This window comes from Oleiphilus sp. HI0125 (assembly GCF_001635355.1).
Map to the genome: position 1 here is coordinate 1 of NZ_LWGF01000802.1, position 18,360 is coordinate 18,360.

At 45.4% G+C, this 18,360-nt stretch carries 20 protein-coding genes; 8 read left to right on the top strand and 12 right to left on the bottom strand.

What is annotated here, in order from left to right:
- Positions 1–81: 81 nt before the first annotated feature.
- From A3762_RS28615 to A3762_RS12815, 8 genes are all read right to left on the bottom strand, one after another.
- Positions 82–948 (bottom strand): septal ring lytic transglycosylase RlpA family protein, encoded by an 867-nt coding sequence (locus A3762_RS28615; RefSeq protein ID WP_082869121.1) that lies wholly within the window; start codon positions 946–948, stop codon positions 82–84.
- Positions 948–1,904 carry a lytic murein transglycosylase B gene (mltB, locus tag A3762_RS12785; protein WP_068755902.1) on the bottom strand — a complete coding sequence of 319 codons (957 nt, stop codon included), beginning with the start codon at positions 1,902–1,904 and terminating at the stop codon, positions 948–950. The genes A3762_RS28615 and mltB overlap by 1 nt, the downstream gene beginning before the upstream one ends.
- Before the next feature lie 111 nt (positions 1,905–2,015).
- Positions 2,016–3,161 carry a rod shape-determining protein RodA gene (rodA, locus tag A3762_RS12790; RefSeq protein WP_369819803.1) on the bottom strand — a complete coding sequence of 382 codons (1,146 nt, stop codon included), beginning with the start codon at positions 3,159–3,161 and terminating at the stop codon, positions 2,016–2,018.
- Entirely contained in the window at positions 3,158–5,029 is a 1,872-nt protein-coding gene (mrdA, locus tag A3762_RS12795) for a penicillin-binding protein 2 (protein WP_255375045.1), read from the bottom strand. The genes rodA and mrdA overlap by 4 nt, the downstream gene beginning before the upstream one ends.
- A gap of 33 nt (positions 5,030–5,062) precedes the next feature.
- Positions 5,063–5,533 (bottom strand): 23S rRNA (pseudouridine(1915)-N(3))-methyltransferase RlmH, encoded by a 471-nt coding sequence (rlmH, locus tag A3762_RS12800; protein ID WP_068755904.1) that lies wholly within the window; start codon positions 5,531–5,533, stop codon positions 5,063–5,065.
- Positions 5,534–5,544: 11 nt separating this feature from the next.
- The gene (gene rsfS, locus A3762_RS26495; protein WP_068478500.1) at positions 5,545–5,904 is read right to left on the bottom strand and encodes a ribosome silencing factor; all 360 of its coding nucleotides are present in this window, start codon (positions 5,902–5,904) and stop codon (positions 5,545–5,547) included.
- A 30-nt stretch (positions 5,905–5,934) separates the two neighbouring features.
- Complete coding sequence (gene nadD, locus A3762_RS26500; RefSeq protein WP_068755906.1) at positions 5,935–6,555, bottom strand: nicotinate (nicotinamide) nucleotide adenylyltransferase; 621 nt, start codon at positions 6,553–6,555, stop codon at positions 5,935–5,937.
- Between the two features lie 3 nt (positions 6,556–6,558).
- The gene (locus A3762_RS12815; RefSeq protein ID WP_068755908.1) at positions 6,559–7,815 is read right to left on the bottom strand and encodes a glutamate-5-semialdehyde dehydrogenase; all 1,257 of its coding nucleotides are present in this window, start codon (positions 7,813–7,815) and stop codon (positions 6,559–6,561) included.
- A gap of 234 nt (positions 7,816–8,049) precedes the next feature.
- On the opposite strand from A3762_RS12815, the gene cysD reads away from it, so the two are divergent.
- The 5 genes from cysD to A3762_RS12840 all read left to right on the top strand — a co-directional run bounded on the left by cysD (position 8,050) and on the right by A3762_RS12840 (position 12,600).
- Complete coding sequence (gene cysD / locus A3762_RS12820) at positions 8,050–8,961, top strand: sulfate adenylyltransferase subunit CysD (protein ID WP_068755910.1); 912 nt, start codon at positions 8,050–8,052, stop codon at positions 8,959–8,961.
- Positions 8,962–9,046: 85 nt separating this feature from the next.
- Positions 9,047–10,678: a sulfate adenylyltransferase subunit CysN gene (gene cysN, locus A3762_RS12825; RefSeq protein ID WP_068755407.1), complete on the top strand. Its 1,632-nt coding sequence runs from the start codon at positions 9,047–9,049 to the stop codon at positions 10,676–10,678.
- A gap of 68 nt (positions 10,679–10,746) precedes the next feature.
- Positions 10,747–11,763: a nucleoid-associated protein gene (locus tag A3762_RS12830; protein WP_068755912.1), complete on the top strand. Its 1,017-nt coding sequence runs from the start codon at positions 10,747–10,749 to the stop codon at positions 11,761–11,763.
- A gap of 100 nt (positions 11,764–11,863) precedes the next feature.
- Positions 11,864–12,172 carry a Bor/Iss family lipoprotein gene (locus tag A3762_RS12835; RefSeq protein WP_068476061.1) on the top strand — a complete coding sequence of 103 codons (309 nt, stop codon included), beginning with the start codon at positions 11,864–11,866 and terminating at the stop codon, positions 12,170–12,172.
- 2 nt (positions 12,173–12,174) lie between these two features.
- On the top strand, positions 12,175–12,600 hold the full coding sequence (locus tag A3762_RS12840) for a hypothetical protein (protein WP_068478510.1): 426 nt from the start codon (positions 12,175–12,177) through the stop codon (positions 12,598–12,600).
- Positions 12,601–12,618: 18 nt separating this feature from the next.
- On the opposite strand, the gene A3762_RS12845 is transcribed toward A3762_RS12840, so the two are convergent.
- From A3762_RS12845 to A3762_RS12860, 4 genes are read right to left on the bottom strand one after another with little or no spacing between them, the layout of a single operon-like run.
- On the bottom strand, positions 12,619–13,947 hold the full coding sequence (locus tag A3762_RS12845) for an MATE family efflux transporter (RefSeq protein WP_068478512.1): 1,329 nt from the start codon (positions 13,945–13,947) through the stop codon (positions 12,619–12,621).
- Between the two features lie 9 nt (positions 13,948–13,956).
- Positions 13,957–14,643 carry a tRNA (guanosine(18)-2'-O)-methyltransferase TrmH gene (gene trmH / locus A3762_RS12850; RefSeq protein ID WP_068755915.1) on the bottom strand — a complete coding sequence of 229 codons (687 nt, stop codon included), beginning with the start codon at positions 14,641–14,643 and terminating at the stop codon, positions 13,957–13,959.
- Positions 14,640–15,044, bottom strand: a complete 405-nt coding sequence (locus A3762_RS12855) for an MAPEG family protein (protein ID WP_068755917.1) — start codon at positions 15,042–15,044, stop codon at positions 14,640–14,642. Before A3762_RS12855 ends, trmH begins: the two co-directional genes overlap by 4 nt.
- 17 nt (positions 15,045–15,061) lie before the next feature.
- The gene (locus A3762_RS12860; RefSeq protein WP_068478516.1) at positions 15,062–15,373 is read right to left on the bottom strand and encodes a DUF1820 family protein; all 312 of its coding nucleotides are present in this window, start codon (positions 15,371–15,373) and stop codon (positions 15,062–15,064) included.
- A 191-nt stretch (positions 15,374–15,564) separates the two neighbouring features.
- Between A3762_RS12860 and miaB the strand changes: the two genes are divergently transcribed.
- From miaB to ybeY, 3 genes are read left to right on the top strand one after another with little or no spacing between them, the layout of a single operon-like run.
- The gene (gene miaB / locus A3762_RS12865; protein WP_068478518.1) at positions 15,565–16,917 is read left to right on the top strand and encodes a tRNA (N6-isopentenyl adenosine(37)-C2)-methylthiotransferase MiaB; all 1,353 of its coding nucleotides are present in this window, start codon (positions 15,565–15,567) and stop codon (positions 16,915–16,917) included.
- Complete coding sequence (locus tag A3762_RS12870) at positions 16,907–17,896, top strand: PhoH family protein (protein ID WP_068478520.1); 990 nt, start codon at positions 16,907–16,909, stop codon at positions 17,894–17,896. Before miaB ends, A3762_RS12870 begins: the two co-directional genes overlap by 11 nt.
- A 1-nt stretch (position 17,897) precedes the next feature.
- Complete coding sequence (gene ybeY, locus A3762_RS12875; protein ID WP_068755919.1) at positions 17,898–18,347, top strand: rRNA maturation RNase YbeY; 450 nt, start codon at positions 17,898–17,900, stop codon at positions 18,345–18,347.
- Positions 18,348–18,360 lie beyond the last annotated feature (13 nt).

Genomic DNA, 18,360 nt, shown 5'->3' on the forward strand with positions numbered 1-18,360 from the left:
AAAACCCCATATATTCTGTCTATTTTAATGCTGCGCAAGTCTAACGCATTCTGCACAAGCATTCATTAATGTATAAAACTTTTAACGCTCCGGTGCCGCAGTTGATCTAGTGATGACTTGCGGCGAGCCGATCTTTGCATTTACAAGAACATTCACCAACTCTTGCGCGTCAGAATCTGTCACGAAAGGACCGATCCGAACTCGATATAAAAGCCCAGAATCTACCTCAACCTTCGCCAAGAAAACTGGCACATCTTGAACATAACTTTCAGCGCGAAGACGTATAGACTCAGCCAAATCGTAACTAGAGAACGCAGCAATTTGGACATACGGGGCAAGAATCTCTTTAGGCGGAAGATTAACCGACGTTTTCTCTACAGGGCGTTGGCTATTATCAGCTTGCTCTGCAGAAGGTTGAGGAACAAACAGACGCTCCAAGCGCACCTTGGCTGTTCCTTGATCTTTATAACCAAGCTTGATCGCAGCAGCGTAAGACAAATCTATGATACGGTCACTATGAAACGGACCTCGATCATTTACTCGAACGACAAGTTCACGACCATTTTCGAGATTAGTAACTTTAACGTAACTGGGTAAAGGGAGGGATTTATGTGCAGCAGAGAAGCTATACATATCATAGCGTTCCCCGTTAGAAGTTAGCTCATCATGAAATTTCAAACCATACCAAGACGCATAGCCAACATCCTCGTACGAAACATCATTCGCCATAACCTCATAACGTTTACCGAGAACGGTATAATTTTTTTGATTTCCTTGGCGACTAAGCGGCTCCCATTTGGGCTGAACCAACCGTACCCTGGATACATCGAACTCCCCTTGAGGCTCTACATCCTGATCAATTTTATATTGACGCTCTGGCTTTGTTGTACACGCAGCCGCTAACACTAAGAATAATACGATAGAACCAAGACGGAGGAACTCTCGCATTAAAACGACTCAGCTAATTGAAATACAGCCATTGCATATAAATGGCTATGGTTGTAGCGCGTAATCACATAAAAATTGTGGAAGGTAAGCCATGTCTCGTCACCACCAACAGCAACTAAATCGAGCAGTTTAATCGCTTCTTCGTTTGAGATGTCCGAATCGGCCGAATAACCAGCATCACGTAAGTCTTTCATGACATATTTCGGTTTAAGCTTGTCATGTAACAGACCCTCATAATCAACACCATTTAACGACACCTGTTTAGCGACAGGTTGATCCGATTTCCATTTATGGCGTTTAAAATAATTGGCAACACTACCAATGGCATCAATCGGGTTATTTAAAATATCCACGACACCATCGCCATCAAAATCAACAGCATAATGGCGATAGCTACTGGAAATGAATTGACCATACCCCATGGCACCCGCGTATGACCCCTTCAAATCAGTCACTTTAAAGCCCTGTTCGCGCGCCAGCAGGAACATCTCTTTCAACTCACTAGAAAAGAATTTAGATCTAGGTGGATAATCAAACCCAAGCGTCGCCAGTGCATCTATTACTCGATAACTGCCTTTATTGCGCCCATATTTTGTTTCCACGCCAATAATTGCAGTAATAATTTCCTTGGGAACGCCAAACTCATCTTCAGCGCGCTTTAGCGGTTCCGCGTATTCTTCTAGAAATTCACGCCCCTGTTTGATACGAGACTCTGTCAAAAATATCTTGGAATACTTAGCCCAGTTTAAAGTTTTCTCTGCTGGACGTGAGATTGCTTTCAATATCGATTCTTTTCGAGATGCCTCGGTTAATGCAGATCGAATATCAGACTCTGAAAACCCATGCTCCTTAACCATCATATCTATGAAGGACTGAGCATTTTCGTGCTGAGAATAATCAGCAAAAGCAAGAATGGGAGCAAAAAGTAACGCGAACGTAAAAACCAGATAGTTCATAGAGATACGACTTCAGTTTGTAAGGGACTTAAAACGGCTCTAGTGTAGTGCGCCACACCCCCTAATTACTATGCACTAAAGCCAGTTTTAGAATTAAGATTTGCTTAGGTTTTATCTAGACAAGAATCGACGATGCGTGTGAATAGACATAATTACACCGAACGCTGCCATGAGAGTAATTACTGAGGTGCCACCGTAACTCACCAAAGGCAAAGGAACTCCAACCACTGGCAAAATTCCACTCACCATTCCGATGTTGACGAAGACATAAACAAAAAACGTCAGAATTAGACTTCCTGCCAACAGACGGCTGTAGGAATCTTGCGCTTTAACGGCAATATACAGACCTCTAACTACGATCATCAAATACAAGCCTAGTAAAGCTAAAACGCCGACAAAGCCAAACTCTTCCGCACACACTGCAATGATAAAGTCAGTATGACTTTCAGGTAAAAAATTCAACTGAGATTGCGTACCCTCAAGCCAGCCTTTACCCCAAGTACCGCCTGAGCCAATCGCAGTTTTTGATTGAATAATATTCCAACCCGCTCCAAGTGGGTCGCTTTCGGGATCAAGAAACGTCAATACACGCTGCTTCTGGTAATCACGCATGACAAAATGCCACATAACAGGCAAACAGGACGCGACAATTGCTCCAAATCCAGCAACTACCTTCCATGATATGCCCGCAAATAAAATAACGAACAAGCCCGACGAAGCAATTAATATCGAGGTACCCAAATCTGGTTGCTGCACAATTAACAACACGGGCACGAAGATCAGCACGAGCGTTACAAAAACATCTCTGAAACTCGGAGGAAGATAACGACTAGACAAATACCACGCCGCCATCATAGGCACAATCAGCTTCATTAACTCAGAAGGCTGAAAGCGCGGCAAGCCAGGCAGTTGAAGCCAGCGCTGAGCCCCCTTTGCACCGACACCAAAAAACATCACACCTAATAAGGCGATAACACCCAGAACAAACAGCACGACAGACCAACGTTTATAGAAACTAGGCTCGAACTGCGCTACTACGAACATTACACCGAACGCAGCCAAAAATCGGATCCCCTGGCGCTCTACATAAGCCCAACGCTCACCACCAGCGCTATACAAGATCACTAAACCAAAGCCAACCAAAGCTAACAAAAGACCAAGCAATATTGGGTCGATATGCAGGCGGTAAAAGAACGACTTCCCTTTACCGAGACTCGCATCCGCGCCCGGCATATGCCGCAAGAAATCTCCTCTCACTGAAGGACTCCTTGATCGGCATCAACTGATAGAACATTGATCCATTCGTCAAATACTGCACGAGCAATCGGCGCGGCCGCAGAACTACCACCTCCGCCATTTTCGACAATCACGGCGACAGCAATGACTGGATCATCTGCTGGCGCAAAACCAACAAATAATGCGTGATCACGATGACGCTCTGCTAGCGCTTCTGCGTCATACTCCTCACCCTGCGGAATTTCGACCACCTGAGCTGTTCCTGTCTTGCCTGCTATACGGTATGAGGACCTAGCGCCACTCGCTCTCGCAGTCCCCTTCTTACCATGCATAACCTCTTCCATCGTCTCGACAATATAATCCCAGTTATCAGGTTTATTTAACGCCACATCACTCCCTTTATCTGGACGCTGACTTAACACAATAGACCCATCGCGCGTACTCTTTAATAGTCGAGGCGCGACCCATTGCCCATGATTGGCAATTAGAGCTGTCATAGTCGCGAGCTGAAAAGGTGTTGCAAGCATAAACCCTTGACCTATCCCCATATTTAAGGAATCGCCCGGATACCATGGAAGTCCCCGCCAAGCCCTCTTCCACTCTCTTGATGGAAGGATCCCCGACCTACCCTCTGAAACATCAAGTGATAAATTAGAACCAAACCCAAAATATCCTAAATACCTAGACATTCGATCGACACCCATATTAAAAGCAAGCTCGTAAAAATAAGTGTCGCTAGACTCAGCAATCGCATCTTTTAAATTAATAATACCGTGACCTTCACGCTTCCAGTTTCGGTAAATGCGATCATCATTTTTTAACTGGTAACGCCCTCTATCATTTATTGTATAGTCGCGTGAAGTAACACCTACATCTAAGCCGGCCAACCCAACAACTGGCTTAATCGTCGAACCTGGCGGGTACTGTCCCTTTAAAGCACGATTAAACAAAGGCGTATCAATAGAATCTCGAAGTAAGCCATAGCTTTTATGATCAATGCCCGTAACGAATTTATTGGGGTCGTAACTCGGTGTGCTTACCTGAGCCAAGACACCACCCGTTTTTGGCTCGATGGCGACTAAGGCAGCCCGCTTACCCTCAAGCAACTCCATAACCCTCAACTGAAGTCTTGCATCCATGTGCAGAACAAGATCTTTGCCCGGCGTTGAAGCGAGATGATCTAGACTTCTTAGAATCCTGTTGCTAGCGTTGATTTCTACCGTTTCAAAACCGACGCTCCCATGCAACTCCGACTCATAGAAACGTTCTACTCCGAGCTTCCCAATATAGTTAGTTGCCGAATAGTTTTGAGGATCAAGCTTTGCCAGTTCTTTTTCGTTAATACGCCCTACGTAGCCAATAGAATGTGCAGTCGCCTCCCCAAGCGGGTAATAACGCGCAAGTTCAGCCTGCACCTCAACCCCTGGTAGAGTATGCCTACGGACTTCGATTCGCGCGATTTCCTCCTCGGTGAGCTTACTTTTTAGAACAACCTCCTTGTAAGGCCTTCTAGATCTCTTTAAACGCTTCTTAAATCCCGTAACGTGCCGATCTTTCAGATCGATGATCTCACCCAGCTGCTTTATGGTGAAATCTAAGTCATTTACTTGCTCTGGAATAAGCGCCAAACTAAAAATTGGCTGGTTGTCCGCTAAGAGAACGCCATTTCGATCGTAGATAAGACCTCGAGTCGGCGCGACAGATCGCAACTGCATGCGATTCTTATCGGACAAAGTCTGGTAATGGCTATGATTGGTAATCTGAAGGTGATACATCCTCGCAATTAAAGCTGCGAGCATGGCCAGCACAATAATGAGCGCTAGGACGCTACGAAAAGCAAAAATCGACTTCTCTCGATTAGCATCTTTGATGTGGTGAGAGTTACGCACCGAGCGCCTCTTTTTAAAAGGTTTTTATTTTACTTACGCACGATGGTATGGGTGGTTTTGCGTAATCGAATATGCACGATACAACTGCTCGGCTAACAAAACTCTAACCAGAGGGTGAGGTAAAGTTAAGGGAGACAAAGACCATTGTTGATTTGCTCGCTGTCTACACTCATCACTGAGTCCATCAGGGCCGCCGATTAACAATGCGACATTATCGCCACGCATCCGCCAGTTGGTCACTTGATCAGCAAGATCTTCAGTACTCCAATCCTTGCCTTTTACCTCAAGCGCAACAACCCAATCTCGATCTGACAAGGAGTCTAAAATTGCTTTACTCTCAAATTGTATAGCTCTATTTAGATCAGCCCCTTTACTTCGATTACCTAAAGGGATCTCTATAAACTCAATCTTAAAGTCTCGCGGCAATCGCTTGGTAAATTCTGAGGCTCCTTCATTTACCCACTTAGGCATTTTCGTGCCAACCGCGATAACTTTAACTTTCATTGGACTAAATCTTAGCGCGCATCGGGCGAAGGCATTACGCCTTCAGAGCCATCACCTTCCCAAAAACGCTCAAGGTCATAGAACGTGCGCGTTGCTGGGAGCATGACGTGAACAACGACAGAACCAAGGTCCACTAAAATCCAGTCAGAGCTAGCATCACCCTCAACACCTACAGACTTTACACCTTGCTCTTTAGCTTCGGTTAGCACGTTGTCAGCGAGAGACTTAACATGCCGAGAGGAAGTACCAGAGGCAACCACCATATAATCGGTCACGCTAGTACGTTTTTTGACGTTCAAAATATTGATATTGTCAGCTTTTAAATCTTCAAGTGCGCCGACAACGACGTTTTTAATGGAATCTGCTTGCATAAAGGGAAGGACTGGCCTCAAAAAAATGGTTCAAATTTGATAAAAATCATTATCGCAAATAATGCCTTGCACTGCATCAGGCACCAAATAACGAATGCTTTTGTTTTCGGCAACTCTTTGCCGAATATCTGAGCTAGAGATTTGCAACTGCGTTACGCGCGCAATCAATGCTAACCCGGTTTTAGCAGATCTTAGCGCATCAGGCGAGCTAACAATTGAAAAACCCAAACTTTTCAGGTTGTTTTCAATTTGCGCATTACTGTAATCGGGACGCTCTAACACGACGACGTTACATAGATCTTTATATACTTCTGCATGATGCCAAGTAGGCATATTCAACGCAGAGTCTGTTCCTACCGCCAATATCAACCCTTCATTAGAGTTTAAAGCTTGCAAAGTGTTGATCGTATAGCTGTCTGACTCTGCATCAAGCTCGATACGAGAAACAACCAGGCTGGGAGATTCTTCAGTTGCGGCTACAAGCATTCTATATCGACTTTCAGCATCGATATTTGCCCGCGGCTTGTGGACGGGATCCCGACACGGTAGCAAAGAAACCTGCGCGCCATCGAACAACTCTGAAAGCTCGGTCGCTACGCGCAGATGCCCATTATGAACAGGATCAAAACTCCCGCCGAACAAAATATTCATAACTTATGTACGAATATGCCCATCACCCAAGACGACATACTTTTCAGAAGTTAGGCCCTCTAGACCAACTGGGCCACGAGCATGAATCTTGTCCGTAGAAATACCGATCTCAGCACCCAAACCGTACTCAAAGCCATCTGCAAAACGAGTTGATGCATTGATCATGACCGAGCTTGAATCGACACGCGTAATAAACTCACGACCACGCGTATAGTTTTCGGTCACGATGGAGTCGGTATGATGAGAGCCATACTTGTTAATATGAGCAATCGCCTCATCCATATCCTCAACGATCTTAATTGATAAGATCGGCGCCAGATATTCGGTTTCCCAATCTTCTTCAGTCGCAGCTACGCAAGAATTAAGAATTTTTTGAGCTTTCGCACAAGCACGTAACTCAACACCAATATGGGCGTACTCTTGCTCTAATGCAGGTAACAATTCTTCGGCTCGCGATACGTTAACTAAAAGCGTTTCCATAGTATTACACGTACCGTATCGCTGAGTTTTGGCGTTGATTGCAATACGTTGTGCCTTCTCTGCGTCAGCATCAGCATCTAAGTACACATGGCAAATACCGTCTAAATGCTTAATAACAGTCACTTTGGCATCACGACTAATTCTCTCAATCAAGCCTTTACCACCACGAGGAACAATTACATCGACATACTCTGGCATAGTGATTAACTCACCCACGGCAGCGCGATCAGTTGTCTCCACTACTTGAACGGCAGATTCTGACAAACCTGCCTGCTTCAGGCCTTCAGCGATACACTGTGCAACAGCCTTATTCGAGTGGATTGCCTCGGAACCACCGCGCAAAATCGTAGCGTTACCCGACTTAATACATAAGCTTGCAGCTTCAACCGTTACATTCGGGCGTGATTCGTAAATAATACCAATCACACCTAGAGGTACACGCATCTTACCTACCTGAATACCAGACGGCATATACTTAAGATCGTTAATCACGCCGATAGGGTCAGGTAAGGCCGCAACTTGTTTCAGCCCCTCAATCATCGTGTCGATACGCGCAGGCGTCAGCTCAAGTCGATCAAGCATGGCAGGTTCAAGCCCATTATTAAGACCATTTTCAAGATCCTGTGCATTTGCGGCCGCCAATTCTTCGCGGCGTTGATCAAGAATTTCAGCAGTCGCCAACAAGGCTTGATTCTTCTGCGATGTACTCACAGCAGCCATCTCTGCGGCTGCTTTGCGGGCCGACTGACCCAGTGCTGACATGTATTCTGTTACGTTCATTTTTTACCCGATAATAAAAGCTACAACTCAAACACGAGCTGAAGCAAAAAATGCTAAGCCGCGAATTATACTCAGACTACCGCCTCTTGACGAATATGTGTGACAAATTAGCGAAAGCATATATCTATATTCCAAAAAGATAACAAAGATATGGCTATAAAGCTTTTTTGGTAATAAACGCTTCTGGTATAGTTGCGCCCTAATAATTAGTCGACTGTAAGATATCGAGGAACTATGTCTGACCATAAGATGACGCACCTTAAACAACTCGAAGCTGAAAGCATTCACATTATTCGAGAAGTTGCTGCCGAGTTTGATAACCCTGTAATGCTTTACTCTATCGGTAAAGATTCAGCAGTTATGCTTCACCTAGCACGTAAAGCATTCGCTCCGGGTAAACCACCATTTCCGCTATTACACGTCGACACGACGTGGAAATTCCGTGAAATGATCGAGTTCCGCGATGAAGTTGTCGCCAAGAAGTATGGCTTTGATTTAATCGTCCACACAAATGAAGAAGGCGTGAAAGCTGGCGTTAGTCCCTTCTCGGTTGGTAGTGCGAAGCATACCGACATTATGAAGACGCAAGCACTCAAACAAGCACTTAATAAGTACAAGTTTGATGCAGCATTCGGTGGCGCACGTCGTGATGAAGAGAAGTCACGTGCAAAAGAACGTATCTATTCATTCCGTGACGAGAACCACCAGTGGGATCCAAAGAACCAGCGTCCTGAACTTTGGAATATCTACAACGGCAAAGTTAATAAAGGCGAAAGCATTCGTGTTTTCCCACTTTCAAACTGGACTGAGCTCGATATTTGGCAATACATCCACCTAGAAGACATCGATATCGTGCCACTCTACTTCTCAGAGAAGCGCCCTGTTGTTGAACGTGACGGCACACTGATCATGGTCGACGATGAGCGTATGCCCTTAAGAGAAGGTGAAGTCCCTGAGATGAAATCAGTGCGATTTAGAACGCTAGGCTGCTACCCGCTAACCGGCGCAGTCGAGTCTGAAGCGAAAACTTTGCCAGATATCATTCAAGAGATGCTGTTAACCACCAGCTCTGAGCGTCAAGGCCGCGTGATAGACCATGATTCGTCAGGCTCCATGGAGCAGAAAAAACGCGAAGGCTATTTCTAATAGTTTTTAGCGAGCGAACCATACACGCAACAACATAATTTTATTACGTAGCACGCCTGATTACAGGCAAACAAAGAGAATAATCATGTCACACCAATCTGAACTAATTAGTGAAGACATTAATGAATATCTGAAGCAGCATGAGCAAAAAGAGCTCTTGCGACTTTTGACCTGTGGTAGCGTTGACGACGGTAAAAGCACACTGATCGGCCGCCTACTTCACGACTCTCACATGATTTATGAAGATCATTTGGAAGCGATTAAAAAAGACAGCGTTAAGAGCGGTACCAACGAGGGTGAAATTGACCTTGCACTTCTTGTAGATGGCCTACAAGCTGAGCGTGAGCAAGGCATCACGATCGATGTTGCGTACCGTTACTTCTCAACAGCGAAACGCAAATTTATCATCGCGGACACACCTGGGCACGAGCAATACACACGTAACATGGCGACAGGTGCATCAACGGCTGACTTAGCTATTATCTTGATCGATGCACGTCATGGCGTTCTGACGCAAACGCGCCGTCATAGCTTTATTGCCTCTCTTTTAGGTATTAAGCACGTAGTCGTTGCGATCAACAAAATGGACCTCGTTGACTATAGCGAAGAGCGTTACAACGAAATCAAAGCTGATTACCTTGAATTCGCGTCTGACCTACAACTCAAAGACATCCGCTTTGTTCCACTTTCAGCGTTGAAAGGTACGAACGTGGTTTCTAATAGCGAACTGACTCCTTGGTTCACTGACGCCCCTTTGATGGACATTCTAGAAAACGTTCAGGTGGCTGAAGACAGAAACTTTCAAGACTTCCGCCTACCCGTTCAATACGTGAACCGTCCAAACCTTAATTTCCGTGGTTTCTGCGGAACTGTGGCTTCTGGTGAAGTTAACAAAGGTGATGAACTGATGGCCCTGCCATCTGGCAAGAAGAGCACGGTTAAATCGATTGTCACGTATGAAGGCGAGCATGAAAATGCATTTGCTGGTCAAGCAATCACCATCACTCTAAACGATGAGATCGACGTATCTCGCGGAGATATGCTAGTTAAGCCAAGCAACTTACCTTCCGTAGGTCAAAGCTTTACGGCTAACATCGTTTGGATGAACGAAGCGGAGCTTCAACCTGGCAAGCTTATCGATATCAAGCTTGGCTCTACGCTTAGCTCAGGTTCGGTCAACAATATCATTCACACCGTTGACGTTAACACGCTTGAGAAAAATGATGCCGACAACTTGGCATTAAATAGCATTTCTTTGTGTGAGCTGACTCTTAATCAAGCGGTGACATTCGATCCTTATGATCAAAATAAGGCGACCGGTGCGTTTATTATTATCGACCGTCTAACCAACGTTACGATTGGCGCGGGCATGATTGTCAGCAAGTCTGAACGTTCAGACACCCAAGAATGGACTGAAGTGACCGCCCAGGAACGTAGCAAGCGCTTTGGTCACGAAGGTAAGATCATTGCGTGCACAGGAGAGCTTGCCGAACAATTGGTTCAAGCGACTGAACGTAAGCTGTTCGATCAAGGTCTTACATCTATCACTTTGAGCGCATCTCAATTCACTAGCCAAGAAAGCTTGAACGAGGCTGCAACAGCCATTAAAGCTGCGAGTGCAATTGTTATCTACGCGGGCGAAGCACAGTCAAATACTGACCTCACTTTAAGCGCTGAAACTGAATCACAAATTGTTGACGCAATTAAGTCGATTTAAACTGAAAAAGGTGTAGTATTCGCCAAAATACTACACCTTCATTCCTTTAATTTTTTAGTACTTACCTCATGGCAATCAGACACTTAGTTTTCCATCGCCTTACTCGATGGCAAGACGACCAACCAGCAAAAATCCTAACTGGCACAGAAACCAAAGACGCTAACGCAGACCATCAAGCTCTTTTTAGTCAATACAAAAAGCTGTTCCAATTCAGAGCAGGCAAGGCTTTTGGTAGGTTCTCGGAGACCGAACTTCAATCACCATTCACGCCATGGCTAAAAGAATTTAATGATGGCTCTTTGAGCTTCGCCAGCCTGACAACGAATGCGCTTAATCATCTCTGTGAGCTAGCTAATAAAACCCCTGAAATTTTTGATCGACACGTACTATTTGTCGATGAAGAACATGCGGATGGCGACCGGTTTTGGATATTCTTACTGGAAGATTCTAGCGGACTTATGCTCGACGGAAACTCGGAATTAACCACCGTAGACTATCTCAACACATCAAAGCTTGAATTAGCGCTTAAGGTTGATATCAGCGCTTGGTTAAGCGATAGCGATGACACTCCCTATCTAAGCCTCATAAAAGGCCGCGGCACCTCTAAACTAGGCGAGGCATTCTCACAAAGTGCTGGATTTGAAAACAGTGTAGATATAGCGAAAGAAACCGAAGCATTAATGGAAATTCTTTCGAACTACACAAAAGACACAGAGAAAGACGAGGCCGCGCAAGTTCGCCAACGTGCTTATGACTTTTGTGTTGAACAGCAGCAAATGGGCGAAGCCGTGCCACTATCTGAACTCTCAGGCTACCTTGATGAAAACAAGCCTAGCAAGTTCGCAGAATTCGCTGAACAGAGCGCTAACATAGCACCTACAGAAGCATTGCGACCTGACACGCGCAAGTTAAAGCACCTAGTTCGCCTGTCAGGCAAAGGTAATGGGTTAAGTCTTTCATTTTCATCAGACCTATTCCAGCAAACGATTTTGTACGACGAAAGCTCAGATACGCTAACCATTACTGCAATTCCGAAATCGCTTAAGAAGCAACTCAGCGAATTCATTAAGGATAAAGAAGACTAACAACTTCAAAACAAGCGCGCGTAATGATGACAGCATCACGTGCGCTTACTCTCCGATCTGTATAATTAATAGCAATAACAAATAGTAAAAATCACCATCTATGAAGTGTTTACGAATCGTTCTTTTAGCCATTGTTGCGAGTCAGTTATTTGCATGCGCAGCTATTACTGTCACCGAAACAGGAGACCCTAACTTCCTGTATCGTCCTCACTATAAAGAAAGCAAGCCATTCTATCTCTGGGGAATTGTTGGTGAACACAAAGTAAATACGCAACGTGTATGCCGTAACCGACCAGTCGTACAACTACAAACCAAGTACACGCTTACTGATGTTGCATGGGCAATCGGAACACTCGGAATCTACATGCCACGTACTGCAATGGTGTGGTGCGAACGGAAGGTGAAATAAGCATGAAAACGAACTTCCTCCATCAAGCCAAATACATTGCTATCGCAGCAACGATAAGCCTAAGCGGCTGTTCCGTAATTCATTTTGAGAATGGCCCTGTTGTCCCCGACCCAAAACCTGAGCAAAGCTTTGACTGGACACTAGGTATGTTTACCGAAGATATGCCAGACATACAATACGATGCAGCAAGCAGTGTTCGGTACAGAAAATGGTATCAACACGCCATTTTTTCAGTCGCCGAGCTGAGCAACCCATTACAGTTAAATAAAGAGTGCTCAGGTCTGGAGTGGAATCAAATCACGACCGAAGTAACTCCAACGGACTTTGTTTTTAGCATGCTAGACAACGCTCTACTCTATAACGCATCCTCTGCATGGCTCGATCTTTGGTCTACATGGAGCGTGGAGTATTCTTGCCGAGAGCGTTAGCTCTTCAATTAAGTATGCTCAAAACACTCGCTTGTAGGTTTTAACAACAAGACCAAATAACAAGATTGCACTTAACCCTAAGCCTAAGCCCATGCCCGCCCATACGCCGGCAGGGCCAAACATCTCACCCAGGAAATAAGCCGCAGGAAATCCAAGCCCCCAATAACTAACAGTTGCGACGATGGTTGGAGATGCGCCAAGTTTAAAGCCTCTGAGCACACCCATTAAAACGACCTGCCACCCGTCAACCAATTGGAACATGGCGCCAATCAGTAACAACAAACTAGCTAAGGCCACTAGAGCCTGGTACTCGTCTGGCCCTAATGCCTCATCAACAAAAAGATCTACCAACACATCAGGGAGCAACCAAAAGACCAAGCCTGCCGCGCTTGCTGTCGCGCTCGCGATCACTAGGGCGTATAAAATCACTTGCTTGGTTTCAATCGGATTACCTGCACCGTAATGCTTGCCGACTTTCACTGATACAGCTTGCGATAAACCAAGCGGAATCATAAACGACATCGTGATGCACTGAAGCACTATCTGATGCGCAGCCAACGCCTGAGCACCCATTGCGCCAATCAACAGTGCCGCAGCCGAAAACATGCCTACTTCCATGGCATGCGCGATAGCTATTTGAACGCCTAATCGGTAGGTTTCAACGATATTTGAAAACCGAAACTGTCTCCAACGGCGCCAAAATTTAAACGGCTTAAACGCATCCTTTCTATAGATAAACACCGCCATCGCCAGCGCCATCATTATTGAAACGATCAAGGTGCCGAGTGCCACACCTTGCACCCCCATTTTCGGAAAGCCGTAAGCACCGGTCATCAACACATAGCTAATAGGATAATTTGATGCCGCCGCAAGAATACTTACTGGAAGCACTGCAGAGGGATCACCCAAACCTAGCGCGAGGCTACGCAACAGGATAAAGGTAAACGCTGGTAGTAGCGCCCATACAATAATATCCAAATAAGTAGAAGTAATAGGAATAATTAAGGGGTCTTGTCCTAAAGCTAGCAATATCGGCTCTGCGTTCGAAATTATTAAGCCAAACACTACTGACAGAAATAGTACTGACAAAACGCCAGATAAAAGCGCCGTTTGGATGCCATCTGGCTGATCTTTACCAAATTCAAACGCGATTAGATTCGCAGTTGCGGTTAGCACCCCGATACCAACAATATGAAAAAACTGAAACACCATGGCGCCCAGTGCGCCGCCGGCAAGAGTATCGACACCTAGTTGACCTAACAATACCGTGTCGATAAATCCCATTGACGCAAAGGCCAGCTGCCCAACAATCATCGGCACAGCCAAGCGAATAAGCTTCGTAATCACTAAATAACCTTAAGAAGTGGCTCTTACTCGAGCATACCAACCGGAAGGATCGACAATTTCACCGTCCTCTTCATTGATGGCAGGATAGTCAAGATCGTTTTGATGGCAATACTCGGCTATCCTTGGGTGGGCCCAACGAAAATAAGTTTGCCAATATTCATGATCATCAAGGCGCGTCTGATGATACATGCCTTTCTTTTCACGTTGTCGTTGCGCCTCGCTCAAAATAATCGCTGCGGCTACTGAGACATTAAATGACTCAACCATTCCCATCATGGGAATAATAATATGGCCATCAACTTTCTGAGCAGCCTCATCACTTACGCCTTTTTTCTCATTCCCCATCAGAATGGCGCATGGTTCGGTGTAATCTACATCTCTAAAATCAAGCGCTGTATCAGACAAATGTGCTGCATAAACTTTTTGGCCGCGCGTCTGGAGAAGTTCGATACCTGCATCCATCGACTCATGCCGAACGATGTTAACCCATCGATCACTCCCCATTGCCGTGCCCGAGTATGGACGATGCTTATCCCACGGCCAGACCATATGCAGCTCATGCATACCGACCGCATCACCAGTACGAACTAAAGCAGCAATATTACGAGGTTTGTGGATCTGCTCCGCGAGAATTGTTAAATCGGGTTGGCGCCGATCTAAGGTTTCGCGGAGCCTTCGGTATCTCTCTGGTGTCATAGAATTAGGCAGAGCCAGATGTTAAGTATCGCCATGCCCAGCATCGCTAACCATGTCAGCAGCATGCCATAGAATCGACCAAAACTTGGCCCATCAAAACGCGATAAACCCCATGCATGAAGAACGCGGCCCAGCAAAAACATACCGCCGAAAACATGAATCAAAATTGGATTCAAGAACTGAAGTTCCAACATGAAGAGCAAAACTAAAGCGAGTGGAATATTCTCGAGCGCATTTGCATGCGCACGGATTGCACAACGCATCTCAACAGAACAATCGTTTTGCTCTGTGCTCTTCTTTTCAGCGCGGCGAAATGCAGTGACTCGATAACCAAGGTAAATAATTAAAATCGCAAGCAAGCCCGCATACATTGGCGCATAACGCAAAAGAGAACTACCCATACCCTACTCCTTACTATTTATTTTTTGGAATTATTGCCGCCGGGAAACTGCGCTACCTGGCTTGGCTTTACTTTAGGAACTCCGCACTGCTCTACCTCATCAATGCGCACAATTGCATTCATTGGCACATATGTGCGCGTCACCCCTGCAAACTCAGATTTGAGCTTTTCTTCACTAGGGTCAACTAACAATTGCGACCGCTCACCAAAGAGAATTTCTTCAAGCTCTATGAAACCATACATTTCAGACGGGAAAACGTGCGCAGCGTATATTTCGAACACTTCGTCCTGATTATAAAAAACAACTTTATAAGTTTTCTTGGCAGCCATAAAACAACATTACTAAACCGGATAAAACGAGGTCGCGAATCATAGCACAAAACGAACGAATGTCAGTCATTTAGCAGCTCAGAACATCGCTGAAACCTGCCAACACATGTAACAAAAAACCGCTATAATTCGGGCGTTTAACTAGATATAATTCACGCCCTTTTTTTCACGTAAGAGTATTAAGAGTTTCGATGACCAAAAAGCTGTTTATCAAAACCCATGGTTGCCAAATGAACGAATATGATTCAGCGCGCATGGCAGATCTACTTCAAGACGATCAAGATGTTGAGTTGACAGACACTCCTGACGATGCAGACATTTTGTTGCTGAACACTTGTTCTATTCGTGAAAAAGCACAAGAAAAGGTTTTCCACCAACTTGGTCGTTGGAAGAAGTTAAAAGAAACAAATCCAGAACTGACGATCGGCGTTGGCGGCTGCGTAGCAAGCCAAGAAGGCGAAGCTATCCGAGATCGCGCCCCATATGTTGATGTAATATTCGGTCCACAAACACTTCATCGCCTTCCAGAGATGATTGATGCATCCAAGACTTCTGATGTAGGTGTTGTGGATATCACCTTCCCAGAAGTAGAGAAGTTCGATCATCTACCTGCACCTGGCGTAGATGGACCATCAGCATTCGTTTCAATCATGGAAGGCTGCAGTAAATATTGCACATTTTGCGTCGTACCATATACCCGAGGCGAAGAAGTCAGTCGCCCAGCTGACGACGTTATTGCGGAAGTAGCCCACCTTGCGGAACAAGGCGTACGTGAAATCAACCTCCTGGGTCAGAATGTTAATGCCTATCAAGGTAACACGCATGATGATGACATCATGGACCTTGCCGAGCTGATCACCATTATCTCTGGCATTGAAGGGATCGATCGTATTCGTTACACCACGTCACATCCTGTTGAGTTTAGTGATGCATTGATTGATGTTTACGCAACAGTCCCGGAACTCGTAAGCCATCTGCACCTTCCTGTACAAAGCGGTAGCGATCGCATTTTGGCCGCAATGAAACGCGGCCATATGGCGTTAGAGTACAAATCTAAAATTCGTCGTTTACGCAAGCATCGTCCAGATATCAGCATTTCGTCTGACTTTATTATTGGCTTCCCGGGCGAAACGGAAAAAGACTTTGAAGATACAATGAAGCTTATCAACGACATTGGCTTCGATACATCTTTCAGCTTTATCTACAGCGCTCGACCTGGAACACCTGCTGCGGATCTAGCAGACGAAACATCAGAAGAAGTGAAGAAACAACGCCTGCACATACTACAGCAACGCATTACGCAACAAGCACATGAAATTAGTCGTCGCATGGTCGGTACTCAACAACGCATTTTAGTCACTGGATTTTCTAAGAAAGACCCAGGCGAAATGCAAGGTCGTACTGAGAACAACCGCGTGGTCAACTTCAAAGCAAACCAAGATCGGAGCGACTCTGCACTAATTGGTCGGTTCATCGATGTCGATATCGTTGATGCTTATCCGAACTCATTGCGTGGCGAACGTATTGACGACAATGACTACTAGCTCTATTGCAACAGGTGTAAAGAAGACTTTGCACTTGAGCCCTGAAGACAACCAGAGGCTTTCGCTGCTTTGCGGACCATTTGATGAGAACATCAAGTATCTAGAAAAACGACTGCTCGTACGCATCAATCGTCGCGGAGCGCTGTTTAGCATTTCATCAACAGATGATTCCCGAGCTCAAGCATGTCTCAATATACTGATGCATTTGTACCGTGATACTGAACACTCCCCCGACATTTCTTTGGAAAAGGTTCAACTGTATATTCAAGAAGCTGCGCAAGAGCTCGTCACTTCACAGCCAATGAACGATATTCATGCGGTGATTAAAACACCTAAGTTACAAGTCAAAGCGCGGAATCAAAATCAAATCTTGTATCTTCAGCGCGTCAAACAGCACGATATTAATTTCGGTATTGGACCCGCCGGCACGGGTAAAACTTATCTCGCGGTAGCTTGTGCGGTTGAAGCCTTACAAAAAGAAGAAGTAAAGCGAATTCTTTTGGTACGTCCTGCTGTAGAAGCCGGCGAGAAGCTCGGTTTTCTCCCTGGTGATCTAGCACAAAAAGTAGACCCCTACTTACGCCCTCTTTATGACGCACTATACGACATGCTGGGCTTTGAGCAGGTTGCGCGCCTAATCGAGAAAAACGTCATTGAAATCGCACCACTCGCGTTTATGCGGGGGCGCACCTTGAATAACGCGTTTATTATTCTGGATGAAAGCCAAAACACGACACCAGAGCAAATGAAAATGTTTTTAACACGTATCGGCTTTGGGTCTACCGCCATCATAACTGGCGACATTACACAAACCGACTTACCTAAAGGCGCCAAGTCCGGGCTCGCTGAATGCCAAACAATCTTGAACAATGTTGCCGGCATCAGCGTCACGAATTTCAATTCGGCCGACGTAGTGCGCCATCCTCTAGTTCAGCGCATTGTCGAAGCATACGACAAACACGACGCAAAGCAGAGCTAAGATGAGCAAACTCGCAATCGATTTACAGATCGAAATCGGTAACAACGATTTTCCTCCACTTGATCAGTTCGAGCGCTGGGCAAACGCTGCGTATCAGGGAGAGAAACATCTCGAGATGACGATACGCATCGTTGAAGAAGAAGAATCGCACGCACTTAATTTTGAGTATCGCGGTAAAGATAAATCGACTAACGTATTGTCATTCCCATTCGAAGCTCCCGAGTTTGTGGAGATCGATTTACTTGGCGATCTAGTTATCTGTAAGCCCGTTGTTGAGCTAGAAGCAAAAGAACAAGATAAACAACTGGAAGCGCATTGGGCGCACATGGTGATTCACGGAACGCTTCACCTTCAAGGATATGACCACATTCACGATGACGAGGCTGAAGAGATGGAAAGACTTGAAATTACGATTCTCTCTGATTTAGGCTACGATAATCCTTATTTGTAAGAGGCAAACTAGT